Raw genomic sequence first — 15454 nt, 5'->3', positions numbered from 1 at the left:
GACCAAAAATGGACAAGTCAGCTGGTTCATTATACCGCCTGTCCAAGTTGATCTTTTGTTCAGATCCGATAACTATACGTCTTTTCTTGTCGTTTATGCTCTATATACCGCTTCTGCTTTTTCTATTTTAGCAATATAATCTTGAGTTTCCTTAGGTAATAAATGGAGTACACTCATCAGCTGTTCATCGGTCGATACCTGCAGCTGGCCTACACGGCCTGGGCCCGCATTGTAAGCCGCGAGAGCAAGCTTCACTTGTCCGTCAAACCGTTCTAGCTGGTAAGATAAATATCTGGTGCCTGCATCGATATTCTGCGCAGGGTCGAATGGATTCGTCACACCTAAGCCTGCTGCGGTTCCATCCATGAGCTGCATGAGCCCTTTGGCTCCGGCTCCAGATACTGCATTCGAATTAAATGCGGACTCTGTATCAATGACAGCCTTAATGAGGGATGCAGGTACGCCATACTTCTCGCTCGCTTCCTGGATCATCGAATCATAGGCAGTTCTTCCAAGCTGTGAAGACTTCACTGGTGAAGATGAAGAGATGCCTAAGTCCGAAGAGGATACGGAACTCGAATTCACCGTCCTGTCTGAATTTATATCGCTCGGACCGCCGGAGACTTTACCGGTTCTAAGATTGATCCAAAGCAGTCCGTCTGTGGACAAGTAAGAGCTATTACTGCTTCTATCTTCTTGGCTATCTGTTGATGGATCACGCTTAACTTCAGCCCATATCTCTGAGAATTCAGGCGTAGAAGCCGTTGTTGATGCTAAGGAATCTGCGGATTTGGAATTGACCCCTGAAGAAGAGGAGACATCGTACCATAGCGATTTTCCTACAGGATCGATTTGCATATGTAAACAAGCCCTCCAATTATACTAGCGATCCAAATCAATTTTATAATGAAATTGATTCATTCATTGATCTATTGTAACAATTGCCTTCCTGCATGCCAAGTCTTGTTTTTCATAGTCGAATACACTAAACAGGCAGCCCCGCATTATGAAGAGCTGCCTGCATTACTTTTTTCTAATAGTAAGTGAACATTACTAGGAAAGCGTAGCTCACCAGAGCTGCAATCCCGATGCCCATTGCCCAGCCGCCAGCTGTACGTCTTCCTTTGCTGAAGGCGTAATACCCGAGAACGATACCTATGACACCTACCACATAAGACCATAAAAACAAGGACACAATAGATACGGCAAGAGCCAGATAGCCTATTCGCTTAGACGTTGTGTCTTCATCTCGCTCACGAGCCCTTGAAGTTGCCTCAGTAGAATCTACCCTTACTGAAGGGCTGATCTCGGCTGCGTACTCCTCCTGATGCTCATGATGCTCTTTCCGAGGAAAATCGATACGGTCACGACTTCCCTTTGCTTTGTTTTCTTGGTTTGGTTTGTCCATTTTTCGCACCTCCGAAGCATTAGAGTGCCTGTCAGGTTATGAAGCCGCAGAATGCTGAAGACTTAAGCCTTTGGTTTGAACGTATGACAACAAGTCGCTGAAGAAGTTTTTGCATGATCATGATGTTCGGAATCGAATGTTTCTCCTGCATACTCTTCCTTGAGATGGTTTCTGGCATGCGCATCAATGTCAATCATAATTAAATCCGCTTTGCATTCATTTTGTTCTCCCCAATAGCTGCAGTTCGATACGCTACATTTAACGATGGGTACAGTCATTATTATCACCTCAAATGGTATGATACCCTCATCGCCTATACCTTATACTCCAGCATAATCATGCATTGATGCCTTTTGTTTGCAAATAAAAAAGAGGCTGTCCCAAAAGTAGGTTCGTTCGCTTGAGGCGACAGCTCTCATTATGTCTAAATCAGTAAAAATAAAGAAATGGCGGTGCTAGAGCTGTTATCCCTGCATCGCCATTTTGGTTTTCGGTCTCTAGCTGCCTTCTTGAGTAAATTGACTCTCGCTTTGATAATGCCGTTTCCTTACCACATATCTCAGCGTGGACGCTTCGCCGAGTTTATGCAAGGTCTTGCCCCGCTTGGGCCTGCTCTATGGTAGCTGTCTCTACCTCCACCGGGGTAAGTTTCCTTGAAGATCTTGTCGTCCAAGCGATTGTGAGCCCCGTCACCCGTCGCGCTGTCATAATGATGGATCGTTCCGTCGATAATGTACGAGATCGTCTCGAACCCGCGGGTGCACGTCGAAAGCTTCTTTTTGAAATTTATCCTCCGCCATCAATAGAAACGGATCGAAGTCCTCCCAGTGACCTGGCTCCAAAAGGAGCGCAGCAGTATGAATAGGGCTGTTTCTCCATTCATGTTAAAAACCGTATTCCGCTTCTTTGGCTTCGCGAATTTTGGTATAGGTCTCTGTTAAAACGAATGTATCTTCCACCAAGCGCCGGATTCGAAACAGGACATCATCATTGGTAATTTCTTTGCGGTAGAAATCCTTTTCCTCGATAAACACGTAGGTTTGGACAATTTGTGCTTTCATATAGGTCAAAATGGGCTTGAGTTGTTGTTCTGCAACCAGGAAATGTTTAGCAGATCCTGCAGTTACCAGTATACCGACAATTTTATCACGCAATGCCTGAGGAGCAAGCAAATCAAATATATTTTTCAACGTGCCCGGTATGGAGGCTTGAAAAATGGGGGTTCCGATAATGATCGCATCGGCCTCCATGATCGTTTGCGCCACGTTTCGGGTATCACCCTCGTATTCCATGTAATTGCGCCCGTCGCTGAACTGAACGTTGTAGTCCGCCAAATCAATCAATTTCGCATCTGCATCGGGATATTTTTCAGCGATGTCTTTCATGGCGTATTCGATTGCCGTTCTTGTCTTCGATCCTACGATGGATCCGGATAAACCGACGATCTTCATTCCGTTTCCTCCTTGTGCTTCTTAGCGGTATACTTTTTAACAACCGGTAATATTTTCGTTGCAATCAACTCGATGTTTTTCTTAACCCTGTCGAAAGGTACGCCTCCGAAATCGATTTGAGCGATATACCGCTGATGGCCGAACAGCTCATGCTGATAAAGCATTTTCTCGATGATCTGATCGGGACTGCCGACGTTCATGACATCGTGCGTATCCGAGCCTTGTGCGAAATGCTGTTTTGGATAGCTGCGCCCGTTAATGAGCTCCAAGAAGACATTCGCGTGAGTATACGCTTCTTTAAGCGCCTGTTGGCTCGTGTCGGCGGCATGGAACATACCTGCTGTCGCAATCGGCAGTAGGGCCGGATCGTGTCCATTTTGCTTCGCAGCTTCGCGGAAAGCATCGATCGACAGTTTAAACGAGGTTGCTGGACCCCCTAAAGTGGCCAAATACATCGGGACGCCCGCATAACCGGCCTTGATCGCACTGGCGGGAGGTCCGCCGACGGCGCGCCATATCGGCATCCAGCCGTTTTTCGGCCGCGGAAGCACTTTCGCGTTTCGCAGAGGAGCGCGGTATTGTCCGCTCCAATTGACGACTTCCTGTTCGTTAATCTTTAACAGCAGTTCAAGCTTTTCCTCGTACAGCTCTTCATAATCGCGGACGTCGTATCCCAACAACCCGAAGTTTCCGACACGCGAAGCACGGCCGGCGATGATCTCAGTTCGACCATCGGAAATCAAATCGATTGTCGCGAAGTCCTCATACACCCGTACCGGGTCCAATGTGCTGATGATGGTCGAGGAGCTGCCTATCTTGATTTTCTTGGTCGCCTGGGCAATCGCCGAGATCACGACAGAGTGCGCCTGCGTCGTGAAATAGTCCTGATGGCTTTCCCCAACGCTGAAAAAATCGATGCCCGCCTGCTCGGCCAGCTGGGCATATTCAATGATTTCATGAATTCTTTGCTGTGCCGAAATGCGCTTCCCGGTGTGCGGGTCCGGAAGATGATCGCCTAACGTATAGATGCCGAATTCCAGCCCTGCATCTGGATTGATGCGATATTTCTCCATCTTATCCCGACCTTTCCCTTAGTCTTCCTATTGTTAGCCCGTAGCTACAAATATATTAAAGTTACTTATAAATCTATTGAAATCCGACGATCTTCATTCCGTTTCCTCCTTGTGCTTCTCATTGTGCTTCTTGGCGGTATACTTTTTAACAGCCGGTAATATTTTCGTTGCAATCAACTCGACGTTTTTCTTAACCCTGTCGAAAGGTACGCCTCCGAAATCGATTTGAGCGATATACCGCTGATGGCCGAACAGCTCATGTTGATAAAGAATTTTCTCGATGATCTGATCGGGACTGCCGACGTTCATGACATCGTGCGTATCCGTGCCTTGTGCAAAATGTTGCTTCGGATAGCTGCGCCCGTTAATGAGCTCCATGCCGATGTTCGTGTGAGGATACGCTTCCTTCAGCGCCTGCTGGCTCGTTTCGGCGACATGAAAAAGACCGGCAGTTGAAATGGGCAGCTTTGCCGGATCATGTCCGTTTCGCTGCGCAGCTTGGCGGTAAGCATCAATCGACAGTTTAAACGAGGTTGCTGGGCCCCCTAAAGTGGCCAAATACATCGGGACACCCGCATAACCGGCCTTGATCGCACTGGCGGGAGGTCCGCCGACGGCGCGCCATATCGGCATCCAACCGTTTTTCGGCCGCGGAAGCACTTTCGCATTTCGAAGAGGGGCGCGGTATTGTCCGCTCCAATTGACGACTTCCTGTTCGTTGATCTTCATAAGCAGCTCTAACTTTTCCTCGAACAGCTCTTCATAATCGTGGACGTCATATCCCAACAAGGCGAAGTTCCCTATCCGTGAAGCGCGGCCGGCGATGATTTCGGTCCGACCATCGGAAATCAAATCGATCGTCGCGAAGTCCTCATATACACGTACTGGGTCCAACGTGCTGACAATTGTCGAGGAGCTGCCTAGCTTGATTTTCTTGGTCGCCTGGGCAATCGCCGAGATCACGACAGAGTGCGCCTGCGTCGTAAAATAGTCCTGATGGCTTTCCCCAACGCTGAAAAAATCGATGCCCGCCTGCTCGGCCAGCTGGGCATATTCAATGATTTCATGAATTCTTTGCTGTGCCGAAATGCGCTTCCCGGTGTGCGGGTCCGGAAGATGATCGCCTAACGTATAGATGCCGAATTCCAGCCCTGCATCTGGATTGATGTGATATTTCTCCATTGCTTATCCCGACCTTTCCCTTAGTCTTCCTATTGTTAGCCAGTTTCCATAAATATATTAAAGTTACTTACAAATCTATTGAAATCCAACAATCTTTATTCTGTTTCCTCCTTGTGCTTCTTTGCGGTATATTTCTTAACGGCCGGCATGATTTTTGTCACGATCAGCTCGATGTTTTTCTTGAGCCTATCGAAAGGCACGCCTCCGAAATCGATTTGAGCAATATACCGCTGATGGCCGAACAGTTCATGCTGATAAAGAATTTTCTCGATAATCTGCTCGGGAGTGCCGACATTCATGACGTCGTGCGGATGTGCGGCTTGTGCAACAAGTTGCTTGGAGAGCTCCGTCCGTTAACGAGCTCCGTGCCCGTATTCAAGTGGGGATACATTTCTTTTATCGCCTGCTGGCTCGTTTCGGCGGCATTGAACAAACCGGAGATCGTGAGCGGCAGCTTTGCCGGATCGTGTCCGTTTCGCTGCGCAGCCTCACGGTAAGTATCGATCGACATCTTTACGGTGGTTGCCAGGCCGCTTAACAGGCCCGTAACGATCGGAACACTCGCGTAACCCGCCTTGATCGCGCTGGCGGGAGTTCCGCCAACGCCCGCCAGATCGGCATCCAGCCGTTTTTCGGCCGCGGAAGAACTTTCGCGTTCCGAAGAGGAGCGCGGTATTGTCCGCTCCAATTGACGACTTCCTGTTCGTTAATCTTTAACAGCAGTTCAAGCTTTTCCTCGTACAGCTCTTCATAATCGCGGACGTCGTATCCCAACAACCCGAAGTTTCCGACACGCGAAGCACGGCCGGCGATGATCAGTTCGACCATCGTAAATCAAATCGATCGTCGCGCGGACCATTAAGTCCGCGAGGGTGTAATTCTGTAAAGATCTAAGCAATTGTTGCTCAACATCATGCGTAATCTCTTCAAAAACTTGATCGAAGAGGCTACAGGTTTCTCCGTGATCCGTTGGATTTAAATTTGAGATTGTCTCAGTGTTTGTGATCAGAAAAATCTCAGCGAGCGTAATATGTGTGGGATCTGTTTTGAGCACATATCCACCGTCACGCCCTTCCCTTGCCTCAACCATTCCAGTTTGAACGAACGGAAACAAAACTCTTCTCAGAAAAGATGCATTGATCTGAAAGCGTCCCTGCCAGAACAGCACTGGACTGAACATCTTTAAGTAGGAGGAGGAGCGCATGGATAAGGAGAAACTTCGTCAGCAATGGATGGAGCGTCACTCAATATCGAAATAGCGGGTCGACCATGAAAGCTTGGTGTGAGCAACATCGTGACGGGAGGATGGATTTGTTGTCGCAACAAAAACTTGATTAATCGCTGTCTTGCACGATGTAAGTCCTCCCTTGCATCGGATCGCGTTCGAATCAGATCTCGTAGTGCTTCATCCTCACGAGTTGGGACGTAAATAGATGTTAGTTCCCCGGCACGAAATAGCTGCGCCAACTGCAATGCATCACGGCGATCCGTTTTAATGCGATCCCCTGCACGCTTGGGAATCAGCGTAGATGCGATTACACAACATTGTGCTCCCATCGACGTAATCCAACGGTAGGCTTCATAGCCTGTAGGTCCGGCTTCATAATAAAAGGCCAGCGTTTCTTTATTTCCCAGCTGTTTAATTAATTTTCGAAGCGCCTTAGCGGTATGTGGAATCGTACCGTACCATCTAGGCTCTTCTCGACCTGCTTCAGCAATGGCAATAGCAATTTTTTCTTTTGAGACATCTAAACCAATGAATTTTGTGGCAGACTGTATACTAACAGCTCCTTTTGCTTAGTAGCTCTGAAATGGTTGGTTTCCCTATTTTCCATTTTAACCTACGATTTTCAGCAAATAGGAGCTGCTTCACGTTCATCTTAACTTACGGCAGTTCTACGAGACTACTTGTCGATCGAAAATAACGAGCAAGGACCACCTTCAACTGTACGTATTTTAGGTGCTTGGGACCCGGTTACGCCTCTGTTCGGAGAGGCTTGAGAGCACCACCCCAGGCGATCACTTGATCCAGCAACGGCCCTACTTCAGCGTCATGCCGTGGATGTGGTTTGAACGTTGTGAAGTTTTCAAAGTCGGTAAAAATCGATAGCGTCACATGCGCCGAAACAGTAGCAACCTGTAGAAATGCCAACACGTTTCGCAGATGCTCCACCGCGCGTACACCTCCAACGCCCCCATAGCTGACGAAACCAGCTGCCTTGTTGTACCATTCAGGAGTCAAAAAGTCGATAGCATTCTTAAGCGCACCGGATAGACCATGGTTGTACTCGGGCACCACGAAAATGTAGGCATCGAAGCTCTTGATTTTCTGCGACCACGCTTTTGTATGCTCATGAACGTATTGTTGTCCGGTAGACGACGGCATCGGTTCGTCTAGCATCGGGAGGTTATAATCGGCAATGTCGACAATCTCGAATTCAGCATCCTTGCGTTCCTTTGCCAGGTTGTACACCCACTTTGCAACACCGACATTGACACGACCTGGACGGGTACTTCCAGTAACGATTGCGATTTTCAGCATACTTAATCATTACTCCTTATGTCGTATTCCACAAGCTGTGGATTCCTCACTTACTGTTACCGAGTGAGTACAGAATCAGTTTAGCAGAAATACTGATTCTGTGCAAATGTAGTTTCTGTTTCACAGATGACGTTCGCGATTCTGTAATGTCCCCCCGTTGTCAAGACACGAAATCCAAAATGCTAAGATAAATCCTCCTTATAGAGCCTCTCCCATTTGTAGCTGCGGAAAAGACGTTCCGTCCTGGCATTGTCCTTGGCACGGCCTTTTCCGTCCATGCTGATCTTAATCTTTTCATAGCTTTTGATGCAGTTGATATAATCGTTTGAAGTAAACTGACTGCCCTGGTCACTATTGATGACTTTAGGTTTTCCATGCGCCCTTATCGCCTCTTTGACGGCTCTTACAATGAAGTCGGACTGCATGGTATTGCTAACGGCGTAGCCGACGATATACCGAGAATACCAGTCGATGATGGCAACCAGGTACACAAAGCCTGTGGGGGTTCCACAGTAGGTGATATCAACGCCTCAGACCTGGTTCACATGCGTAATGGGAACGCCTCGGAGCAAATAGGGATACGTGCGTGCTTTCAAGTCCCGTTTGCTTAGATTGGGACCGGGGTAGAAGGCGATGATCCCCATCTCCTCCATATAGCGGCGTGTGAGCTTTCTACCGATCTGGTAGCTTCTTTTGTTCATTGCGAGTCCGTCTGCAGCCGACAAGTGATCTGCGTTTACCCAAAACTAGACAGGATTTTGATAATCGCTATACCTATTCCGCATAAACCCTTTGTAAGTAGGACCAATTTTGGGCAAAGAGTATTTTGGCTTTTAAAAAACTATATGCTGTGTATATCGACATCACAACCTTACACATAGGCCCCACCTTTCGGATTTATTGGTCTATGCGAACAGCTTTGCGAAAAACCTTTATATAGTCGGCATTTTAGATTCACCAATTATTTTTCAAGGAGCGATTATAAATGAAGGAAAACTTTAAAGACAACGACATTGTGAATTCTTTGTGGAAAAAGACGAAAAACTGTTCGACATATAACACAAGCTTGTACATGGATAGGGATTTCACGGGCTACCTATTACCGTTGGAAAGTTAATTATGGTCACGAGAAGAAGGATTCTGTAGTGGAAAAGATTCATGAACTCTGTGTACAGCATAAGTTTCGCTGTGGATATCGGAAGATTACGGCATTATTTCGAGCAGAGCATAAGGTAAATCACAAACGAGTGCAACGAATTATGCAACAGGAACAACTTCAGTGTCGTGTCAAAGTGAAGAAACGGAAACCAACCGGACAACCTATTCATATTGCAGAGCACCTGTTAAAGCGTCAATTTCAGGCGGACAGACCTATGCAAAAGCTCGTTACTGACATTACTTATTTGCCATTTGGAGGGAAGACATTGTACCTTTCGAGTATCTTAGACTTATTTAACGGAGAGATTGTAGCGTACAGTATAGCAGACAAGCAAGACACGTCATTTGTTCTAGACACGTTAAGCCAACTGCCCATTTTACCAGGAGCGATGCTTCATAGCGATCGAGGCAGCGTCTACACGTCACAGTGATATCAGGAAGCTGTAAAAGGAAAAGGCATTGTCATGAGCACGTCCCTCAAAGGTACGCCTGCTGATAATGCCCCCATCGAATCGTTTCATTCCACACTAAAGTCTGAAACGTTCTATCTCGAAGGGCTAACCTGCACAACGACGACAATCGTTGAACAGACAATCGAGACCATATTACATACTACAACTCAATTCGGATTCAAACGAAACTAAATAACCAGTCGCCGATTCATTATCGACGACTGGCTGCATACTTGAAAGGTGTTTTGATCCCTGTCTCAATAACGGGGGTCAGTCCTACCTCCATTTTACCAAGGGAAGGTTTCTTTTTGTTATACAAATTTAAAAAAAGGGCTGTCCCAAAAGTCTCTTACGAGACTTTTGGGACAGCCCTTTTAGCATGACTTGTATTAAAAAAATCGACCCAGCAGCGCTTAAGCTCTGCTCTTCATTCTGCGCTGAGTCAGATAATCACTTTCGTAATAGTTCAGGTCATCACGCAGTTCTTCATAAGTCTTAGTAATTTCCATGATGATATCGCGAGCAGGTCTTACCGGCTTAATCCGGAAACGAATGGCATCTTGACCTGTATATGCGTAACGCCCATCCTCAGAGTAGCATTCATTCTTTGGATAGAAGAAGCTGTTAATACCCTGATGATAAAGGTTATATAATGCTTTCTCCGCAAAATCAACGTCAAAATTCGCACGACGAAGTGCCGTTCCGAGCTTCTCATACGATACCTCAGAAAAAACGAGCAGGTGCCGAAGGTCGGAAAGAAATCCTTTGTAAAATGGAATGGTCTCCTGATCCTGGTCAGCGGCAAGCTGAGCAAGTGAGTTTTCGTTTAGAAATGTTTCCAGTTTTTCAATTGCGGGTTTCAATTTCTCTCGTGCCGATTCACACAACTTCTGCACATTTGCTGACATAAAGGTAGTTCCCCCTTAAAGAATAAGTCCCTCATATAGACTTCTTATAACCGGCCAAGATTAAACTGCATCTACTGACCATTATTTCTCAGCTACTATCCTACCATAAAAATGTGACGAGCGGTACTTAAATAACCCTAAAGCCGGTAATTCCATCCCCTGTTTATTCTCGTCAGGATTGCAAAATCCTCTCGTATAAAAATAGCCTTATCTTCTCACGCTATAGATATTATATAGACAGCAGGAGGAATACAAAAATAATGGCTAGAAGCAATTGGACATACTGGGCTATTGGCGCCGCCGCTGCCGTTCTGGTGATGACCACCATCTTACTACCTGGGGAAGAGAATACGGCTGAACAGCAGCAGACCCCTAATAAGCCACAGCAGGAGCAGCTGCTCAAACAACGAATCAAAGCACAGGATGTTCGAGCAACCGATCATTTATCCCGTATGGATGCCCAAATGCATCTGCAAAAAATGCTGGAGGAATTGAAAGCTTCGGATAGCAAAGAGCTGTCAGCTTATATGGATCAACTGGAAACAACGCACAGTCACATTCACACCTTGCTGTGGATGGATCTGGAGCAAGATAAGCAGCAGTCCTTCAGTATTCAAAAGGATGCGGAAATGCTTCAGAAGAACAAACAGCTTCAATCAAGCATTGGCTCCGCTAAGCAAGCTCTTCAAAAGCATAAGTCCTATGAATCTACTTCGCTTACGCTCGATAAGGATAAGTATTTTGTCCTTGGCGAACCATCTTCTGACGGTAAGCATGCTGTTATCGCGGTAATGAGTCAGCACATCCTTAATGATGTGGAGGAGCATCAGCGCCGGAATTTAAGAATGATACCTTATCCCAAAGAAGGCAAGTACAGCGTAGAATCTGTTCTGCCCAATACATTACAGGATATTACAGTCAAAACGGGTCACGATAATCAGAACGCAAGTCATTATTACGAAGATGAGATCGTCGTTAGATTTAAAGAGAAATTAACATCAGAGAAGCTTACCCAGATCGAGAAAGATATTGATCTGGATCATACGCATCAAGTTGGCCAGGCGTATGTTTTTCGATCCAAGAAAATGGATTATCCTAAGCTTCAAACTTATTTTCAGAAAAAATGGAATCCCGAGTACTCCGAACCCCACTATTTATATTTAACCAACGAAACTGCACCTGAAAATGAGCTGGCTAACAATATTCCGAACGACCTGCTCTTCTCTCGTTATCAATGGAATCTGCCTGCGACAGAAACAAACAAGGGCTGGGCATTGTCCAAAGGCAGTGAGGATGTTATTGTAGCCGTTATTGACACAGGCGTAGATCTTGATCACCCTGACCTGGAGGGGCAGCTGGTTGAGGGGTACAACGTTATTGATGGGGAAGCAGAACCTTATGATGATGTCGGCCATGGTACTCATGTTGCGGGAATTGTATCTGCCAAAGTGAATAACAATGAAGGCGTCGCAGGCATGACCTGGTATAACAAAATTATGCCTGTTAAAGTACTGGATCAATCCGGTTCCGGCTCGAGCTATGCCGTAGCTGAGGGAATCATCTGGGCGACCGATCACGGTGCAAAGGTTATAAATATGAGTCTTGGTAATTACGCAGATGCTGAATTCCTGCATGATGCCATCAAATACGCCTATGACCATGATGTCGTTCTGATTGCGGCGACGGGTAATGACAATACGGAACGGCCGGGCTATCCAGCTGCCTACCCCGAAGTATTTGCTGTATCTGCCACAGATGCATCCATGAATCGGGCTGACTTTTCTAATTATGGTGATTACGTTGATGTGATGGCGCCAGGTGCAAGCATCGCCAGCACTTATCCGGGTAATCAATACGCCGCACTGTCGGGAACGTCTATGGCAAGTCCTCATGTTGCCGCACTGGCGGGACTGATCCGCTCATATAATTCTGATCTGTCAAACGAAGAAGTGATGGATTTGATGCGCAGCAGTGTAATCGACCTTGGAGACCCCGGATATGATAAATACTTCGGTTATGGTCAAATCGATGTATATAAGGCGCTGGAAGCTGCAGGAGCTTCTGGAGAGCAAGCACCGCTTCAATTATGGCCTCAGCATGTTCGCGACAAGCTGGAGGATACGATAAACAAATTTATGAAATAAAACAAAAAGAGCAGACGAGATTAACTCGGCTGCTCTTTTTGTTGTTTAATTATCTGCGGCCTCTTTTGCCACGGTCAAGATGGTAGCCCTTACCGTACATGCCGCCTACACCGTTCATCATGCTTGTTCCAGCCACACCGTTCATACCATTCATGCCAGTGCTCATGCCGCCTACACCTTCTTCAGTTTCAGCAACTACCCACTCATGAACTGGTACAGGTACAGGATGATGCTTGTTGATGATTTGTACAGGATGAATTACAGGCTGAATTTGTGGATGATAGTGTTCTTTTACTACATTAACAGGAGCACAAACGATTGGCTTAAGAGGAGGAAAACATTTTTTCATGTGATGACCACTACGTTGAGACATACTGAACAACTCCTTTTCAAGTGATAGTATAATCTATTCCCTGTTCACTTAATGGCTTGGATGTTCGTCCATAGTTAAAATAATTAAGAAAAACGTCTATTCGATAAAATTTGGCATAGCAGCAAGGCGTTCTGCCCAACAACAAAAAACGGTAATTTGTTCTGCACTAGGCAGGCAAATTACCGTTATATCATTTTCATATGCTGTGTTGCAGTTTGGAAAGTTTTACGTAAGCCGGGTTCTGTGCTCTTCGTGGTCATAACGGGAACTACCCTCCCACCACAAGCGACAATCATCTATCTAGGCCATTCATTGCTGAACAGCTCAAGCGACCAACCTAGACACACCTCGGGCTAAGGCTGCCTCCCTTACGAAAGGCGGTGTCCCTTTAGGTCTTGCTCCAGATGGGGTTTACCAGGAACGAAGTCACCAGCGTTCCTCGGGGTCTCTTACACCTCGGTTCCATCCTTGCCTGTGCATAGCATATAGCCAGCCATCGGCGGTCCATTTCTGTGGCACTATCCTTCAACTCGCGCTGACTGGACGTTATCCAGCATCCTGCCCTATGGAGCCCGGACTTTCCTCTCGTGGCAACAAAGGCCACCAGCGATTGTCTGTCAAACTTTCCGACAACATTCATATTATACTAGGACTCGCTCCATCATTCAAGTGAAATTACTGGGATCGACTATACAAATTGGAAAGGCTCCGTGTTAATCGCAGATACATGAACCTCTGTTGCATAACGGCCTTTCTCCAGCTTCTCTATGAGCCACTTTGCCGTGTTTGGCTTCATGATCTTTTCGATATTATGACCTGGGTCAATAATAGCAATCCCCGCCATCAGCGCATCCTGAGCGGTATGATAGTCAATATCGCCTGTAACAATGACATCCGCACCTCTAAACAGCGCATGATTCACATATCGGCTGCCGGAGCCGCCAAGCACAGCTGCCTTCTTGATCTGACGATTCATATCGCCTACAACCCGCACATGATTCACATCGAACTGCTTCTTCACTGTATTCACTAGGTCCTGGAGCAGAATAGGTTCAGACAGCTTGCCGACTCGTCCCAGCCCAAGCGTTCTTCCCTTCATATCCATATGATACAGATCATAAGCAACCTCTTCATAAGGATGAGCCTTCAGCATCGCCTGTACGACTTTGTTCCGAATGCTATGTGGTACAATTGTTTCAATTCTGACCTCTTCCACTCGCTCCATTTGTCCTTGCTTACCGATGAACGGCGTTGTATCATCTCCCGGGACAAAGGTACCATATCCGTCAATATTGAAGCTGCAGTGACTATAGTCCCCGATTGAACCTGCGCCCGCGCCAAGCACCGCATCAAGCACCTTTTGGTGATGGGACTTCGGTACAAATACAACCAGCTTGTACAGATGATCTGTATGCAGATCTTCTAGTGGAGAAACATCTGTTAGTCCAATGGCTTCTGCCATCCAATCGTTTATGCCGCCTTCTGCCACGTCAAGATTCGTATGGCTGATATATACCGCGATATCATGTTTGATCAGTTTCTCATACAGCTTGCCCATTGGGGAATCCGTATTCAGCGATTTGAGTGGCCTGAAGATGATCGCATGATGTGCAATAATGAGGTCTGCTTCCATACGGATCGCTTCTTCAACGACCTCATCTGTCACATCAAGAGCAACCAGCACCTTCTTTATTTCTTTCCCCAGCGTTCCCAGCTGAAGACCGATACGGTCATCAGGGACAGCTAGATGCTTGGGAGCAAGCTCCTCCATATAGGAGATTACGGTTTGTCCTTTTGCATACATGAGAGCACCTCCTCAATTCGTTTCAGCTCCTGTTCGAGCTCCCCGGCCTTTCCCTTTGCTTCAGGAAGGTCAGATTTAGATAAAGAAGCCAGCACCTTTTGGATCTTATCTATTTCCCACTCCCATTTTTTTACGAATACAGCTCCGCCCTGTTCCACCAAGAAAGGCCCCATCTTCAGCAGTTCGTCAGAAGTCAGCTCGATTACATGGTCAGCTGTCCCGATCAGTTTCGGTTCATATACTTCATCATTCGAGATATGGCTGAAATACCCGGGTACAGCAGCGATTACTTCATAAATTTTGCCATCTTCCTCAAGAATTCGTTCTGCTTCAATCACATAGTCATTATCGAACAGCCACTTTCGCAAAATATCCTCTCCAACATTAGGCTGCAAAATAAGACGTGTGACCCCCTTAAGCTTAAGCTTGCCGCGTTCTAGTATATTTGTGATAAGCGCGCCGCCCATCCCTGCGATCGTGATCGTATCCACTTCGCCTGCCTCGATTACATCCAGACCGTCTCCCCGTCTGACTTCGATCTTGGCCTGTAAACCACTGCTTGCCACTTGTCTCTTCGCTGCCTCATAAGGACCTTCATTCAGCTCTCCGGCAATTGCCGTGGCCGCCTGGCCGCTCTGAATACAAGCTACTGGCAGGAGCGCATGGTCTGAGCCGATATCAGCGAGATTCCGTCCCGGATCCATTAGATCATGTAATAGCTGCAATCTTTTCGATAATTTCAACATGCATTTCACCGCCCAACTTCATACTAAATGTGTACATTGCAAAGAATCTCACGACGATGACTTCGTGCACAAGTCAGGCACTGCGTCGTTTCGATGTTTGCAATCATCATAAAAAAAAGCTAAAATAATGGGTAATAAGAAATCGAAGGAAATATATCCAAAAAAAAGAAAAAAACCATCCTCAGATTAAACAAAAAGACCTCCTGCCGCAAG

13 protein-coding genes, 1 other RNA gene and 4 pseudogenes are annotated in these 15454 nt (G+C 46.5%); 2 read left to right on the top strand and 16 right to left on the bottom strand.

What is annotated here, in order from left to right; translation table 11 throughout:
• Window positions 1-93: 93 nt before the first annotated feature.
• The 11 genes and pseudogenes from ACFQ3J_RS01005 to ACFQ3J_RS00955 all read right to left on the bottom strand — a co-directional run.
• On the bottom strand, window positions 94-858 hold the full coding sequence (locus ACFQ3J_RS01005) for a lytic transglycosylase domain-containing protein (protein ID WP_091158573.1): 765 nt from the start codon (window positions 856-858) through the stop codon (window positions 94-96).
• 175 nt (window positions 859-1033) lie between these two features.
• Window positions 1034-1408 (bottom strand): hypothetical protein, encoded by a 375-nt coding sequence (locus tag ACFQ3J_RS01000; RefSeq protein ID WP_091158575.1) that lies wholly within the window; start codon window positions 1406-1408, stop codon window positions 1034-1036.
• 62 nt (window positions 1409-1470) lie between these two features.
• Entirely contained in the window at window positions 1471-1686 is a 216-nt protein-coding gene (locus ACFQ3J_RS00995) for a DUF1540 domain-containing protein (RefSeq protein ID WP_091158577.1), read from the bottom strand.
• Between the two features lie 606 nt (window positions 1687-2292).
• Window positions 2293-2859, bottom strand: a complete 567-nt coding sequence (locus ACFQ3J_RS00990) for an NADPH-dependent FMN reductase (RefSeq protein ID WP_091158579.1) — start codon at window positions 2857-2859, stop codon at window positions 2293-2295.
• Window positions 2856-3932 carry an LLM class flavin-dependent oxidoreductase gene (locus ACFQ3J_RS00985; protein ID WP_091158581.1) on the bottom strand — a complete coding sequence of 359 codons (1077 nt, stop codon included), beginning with the start codon at window positions 3930-3932 and terminating at the stop codon, window positions 2856-2858. Before ACFQ3J_RS00985 ends, ACFQ3J_RS00990 begins: the two co-directional genes overlap by 4 nt.
• A gap of 93 nt (window positions 3933-4025) precedes the next feature.
• Window positions 4026-5114 carry an LLM class flavin-dependent oxidoreductase gene (locus ACFQ3J_RS00980; RefSeq protein WP_251580832.1) on the bottom strand — a complete coding sequence of 363 codons (1089 nt, stop codon included), beginning with the start codon at window positions 5112-5114 and terminating at the stop codon, window positions 4026-4028.
• 95 nt (window positions 5115-5209) lie between these two features.
• Window positions 5210-5964 (bottom strand): annotated as a pseudogene (locus ACFQ3J_RS00975) (LLM class flavin-dependent oxidoreductase); the annotation flags it as partial.
• 18 nt (window positions 5965-5982) lie between these two features.
• A pseudogene (locus ACFQ3J_RS00970) lies at window positions 5983-6294 on the bottom strand (Rrf2 family transcriptional regulator); the annotation flags it as partial.
• Between the two features lie 2 nt (window positions 6295-6296).
• Window positions 6297-6872 (bottom strand): IS110 family transposase, encoded by a 576-nt coding sequence (locus tag ACFQ3J_RS00965; RefSeq protein WP_379293216.1) that lies wholly within the window; start codon window positions 6870-6872, stop codon window positions 6297-6299.
• A 217-nt stretch (window positions 6873-7089) separates the two neighbouring features.
• Window positions 7090-7656, bottom strand: coding sequence for an NADPH-dependent FMN reductase (locus ACFQ3J_RS00960; protein ID WP_251580830.1), 567 nt, complete (start codon window positions 7654-7656; stop codon window positions 7090-7092).
• 191 nt (window positions 7657-7847) lie between these two features.
• A pseudogene (locus ACFQ3J_RS00955) lies at window positions 7848-8336 on the bottom strand (transposase); the annotation flags it as partial.
• Window positions 8337-8711: 375 nt separating this feature from the next.
• Here ACFQ3J_RS00955 and ACFQ3J_RS00950 point away from each other — a divergent pair.
• Window positions 8712-9493, top strand: a pseudogene (locus tag ACFQ3J_RS00950) (IS3 family transposase); the annotation flags it as partial.
• A 186-nt stretch (window positions 9494-9679) separates the two neighbouring features.
• On the opposite strand, the gene ACFQ3J_RS00945 reads toward ACFQ3J_RS00950, so the two are convergent.
• Window positions 9680-10174, bottom strand: a complete 495-nt coding sequence (locus ACFQ3J_RS00945; RefSeq protein ID WP_047910837.1) for a YpuI family protein — start codon at window positions 10172-10174, stop codon at window positions 9680-9682.
• A 260-nt stretch (window positions 10175-10434) separates the two neighbouring features.
• On the opposite strand from ACFQ3J_RS00945, the gene ACFQ3J_RS00940 reads away from it, so the two are divergent.
• Window positions 10435-12318, top strand: coding sequence for a S8 family peptidase (locus ACFQ3J_RS00940; RefSeq protein ID WP_091158591.1), 1884 nt, complete (start codon window positions 10435-10437; stop codon window positions 12316-12318).
• 49 nt (window positions 12319-12367) lie between these two features.
• Here the strand turns inward: ACFQ3J_RS00940 and ACFQ3J_RS00935 are convergent, their stop codons facing one another.
• The 4 genes from ACFQ3J_RS00935 to ACFQ3J_RS00920 form a co-directional block, all read right to left on the bottom strand.
• Window positions 12368-12691 carry a hypothetical protein gene (locus ACFQ3J_RS00935; protein ID WP_251580828.1) on the bottom strand — a complete coding sequence of 108 codons (324 nt, stop codon included), beginning with the start codon at window positions 12689-12691 and terminating at the stop codon, window positions 12368-12370.
• 215 nt (window positions 12692-12906) lie between these two features.
• An RNA gene (gene rnpB / locus ACFQ3J_RS00930) (RNase P RNA component class A) lies at window positions 12907-13317 on the bottom strand.
• Window positions 13318-13379: 62 nt separating this feature from the next.
• The gene (locus tag ACFQ3J_RS00925; protein WP_251580826.1) at window positions 13380-14495 is read right to left on the bottom strand and encodes a Nif3-like dinuclear metal center hexameric protein; all 1116 of its coding nucleotides are present in this window, start codon (window positions 14493-14495) and stop codon (window positions 13380-13382) included.
• Window positions 14471-15241: a tRNA (adenine(22)-N(1))-methyltransferase gene (locus ACFQ3J_RS00920; RefSeq protein WP_311285447.1), complete on the bottom strand. Its 771-nt coding sequence runs from the start codon at window positions 15239-15241 to the stop codon at window positions 14471-14473. Before ACFQ3J_RS00920 ends, ACFQ3J_RS00925 begins: the two co-directional genes overlap by 25 nt.
• Between the last annotated feature and the right edge of the window lie 213 nt (window positions 15242-15454).

Source organism: Paenibacillus provencensis, from assembly GCF_042678545.1.
Classification (GTDB): domain Bacteria; phylum Bacillota; class Bacilli; order Paenibacillales; family Paenibacillaceae; genus Paenibacillus; species Paenibacillus provencensis.
Note: the sequence above shows the minus strand (reverse complement) of the source record. Positions and strands in the feature narration are given on the sequence as shown.

What these genes read in the sequence shown, in the direction of transcription:
- ACFQ3J_RS01005 (WP_091158573.1), bottom strand. Translation starts at nt 858, where the DNA reads ATGCAAATCGATCCTGTAGGAAAATCGCTATGGTACGATGTCTCCTCT.
- ACFQ3J_RS01000 (WP_091158575.1), bottom strand. Translation starts at nt 1,408, where the DNA reads ATGGACAAACCAAACCAAGAAAACAAAGCAAAGGGAAGTCGTGACCGT.
- ACFQ3J_RS00995 (WP_091158577.1), bottom strand. Translation starts at nt 1,686, where the DNA reads ATGACTGTACCCATCGTTAAATGTAGCGTATCGAACTGCAGCTATTGG.
- ACFQ3J_RS00990 (WP_091158579.1), bottom strand. Translation starts at nt 2,859, where the DNA reads ATGAAGATCGTCGGTTTATCCGGATCCATCGTAGGATCGAAGACAAGA.
- ACFQ3J_RS00985 (WP_091158581.1), bottom strand. Translation starts at nt 3,932, where the DNA reads ATGGAGAAATATCGCATCAATCCAGATGCAGGGCTGGAATTCGGCATC.
- ACFQ3J_RS00980 (WP_251580832.1), bottom strand. Translation starts at nt 5,114, where the DNA reads ATGGAGAAATATCACATCAATCCAGATGCAGGGCTGGAATTCGGCATC.
- ACFQ3J_RS00960 (WP_251580830.1), bottom strand. Translation starts at nt 7,656, where the DNA reads ATGCTGAAAATCGCAATCGTTACTGGAAGTACCCGTCCAGGTCGTGTC.
- ACFQ3J_RS00945 (WP_047910837.1), bottom strand. Translation starts at nt 10,174, where the DNA reads ATGTCAGCAAATGTGCAGAAGTTGTGTGAATCGGCACGAGAGAAATTG.
- ACFQ3J_RS00940 (WP_091158591.1), top strand. Translation starts at nt 10,435, where the DNA reads ATGGCTAGAAGCAATTGGACATACTGGGCTATTGGCGCCGCCGCTGCC.
- ACFQ3J_RS00935 (WP_251580828.1), bottom strand. Translation starts at nt 12,691, where the DNA reads ATGTCTCAACGTAGTGGTCATCACATGAAAAAATGTTTTCCTCCTCTT.
- ACFQ3J_RS00925 (WP_251580826.1), bottom strand. Translation starts at nt 14,495, where the DNA reads ATGTATGCAAAAGGACAAACCGTAATCTCCTATATGGAGGAGCTTGCT.
- ACFQ3J_RS00920 (WP_311285447.1), bottom strand. Translation starts at nt 15,241, where the DNA reads ATGTTGAAATTATCGAAAAGATTGCAGCTATTACATGATCTAATGGAT.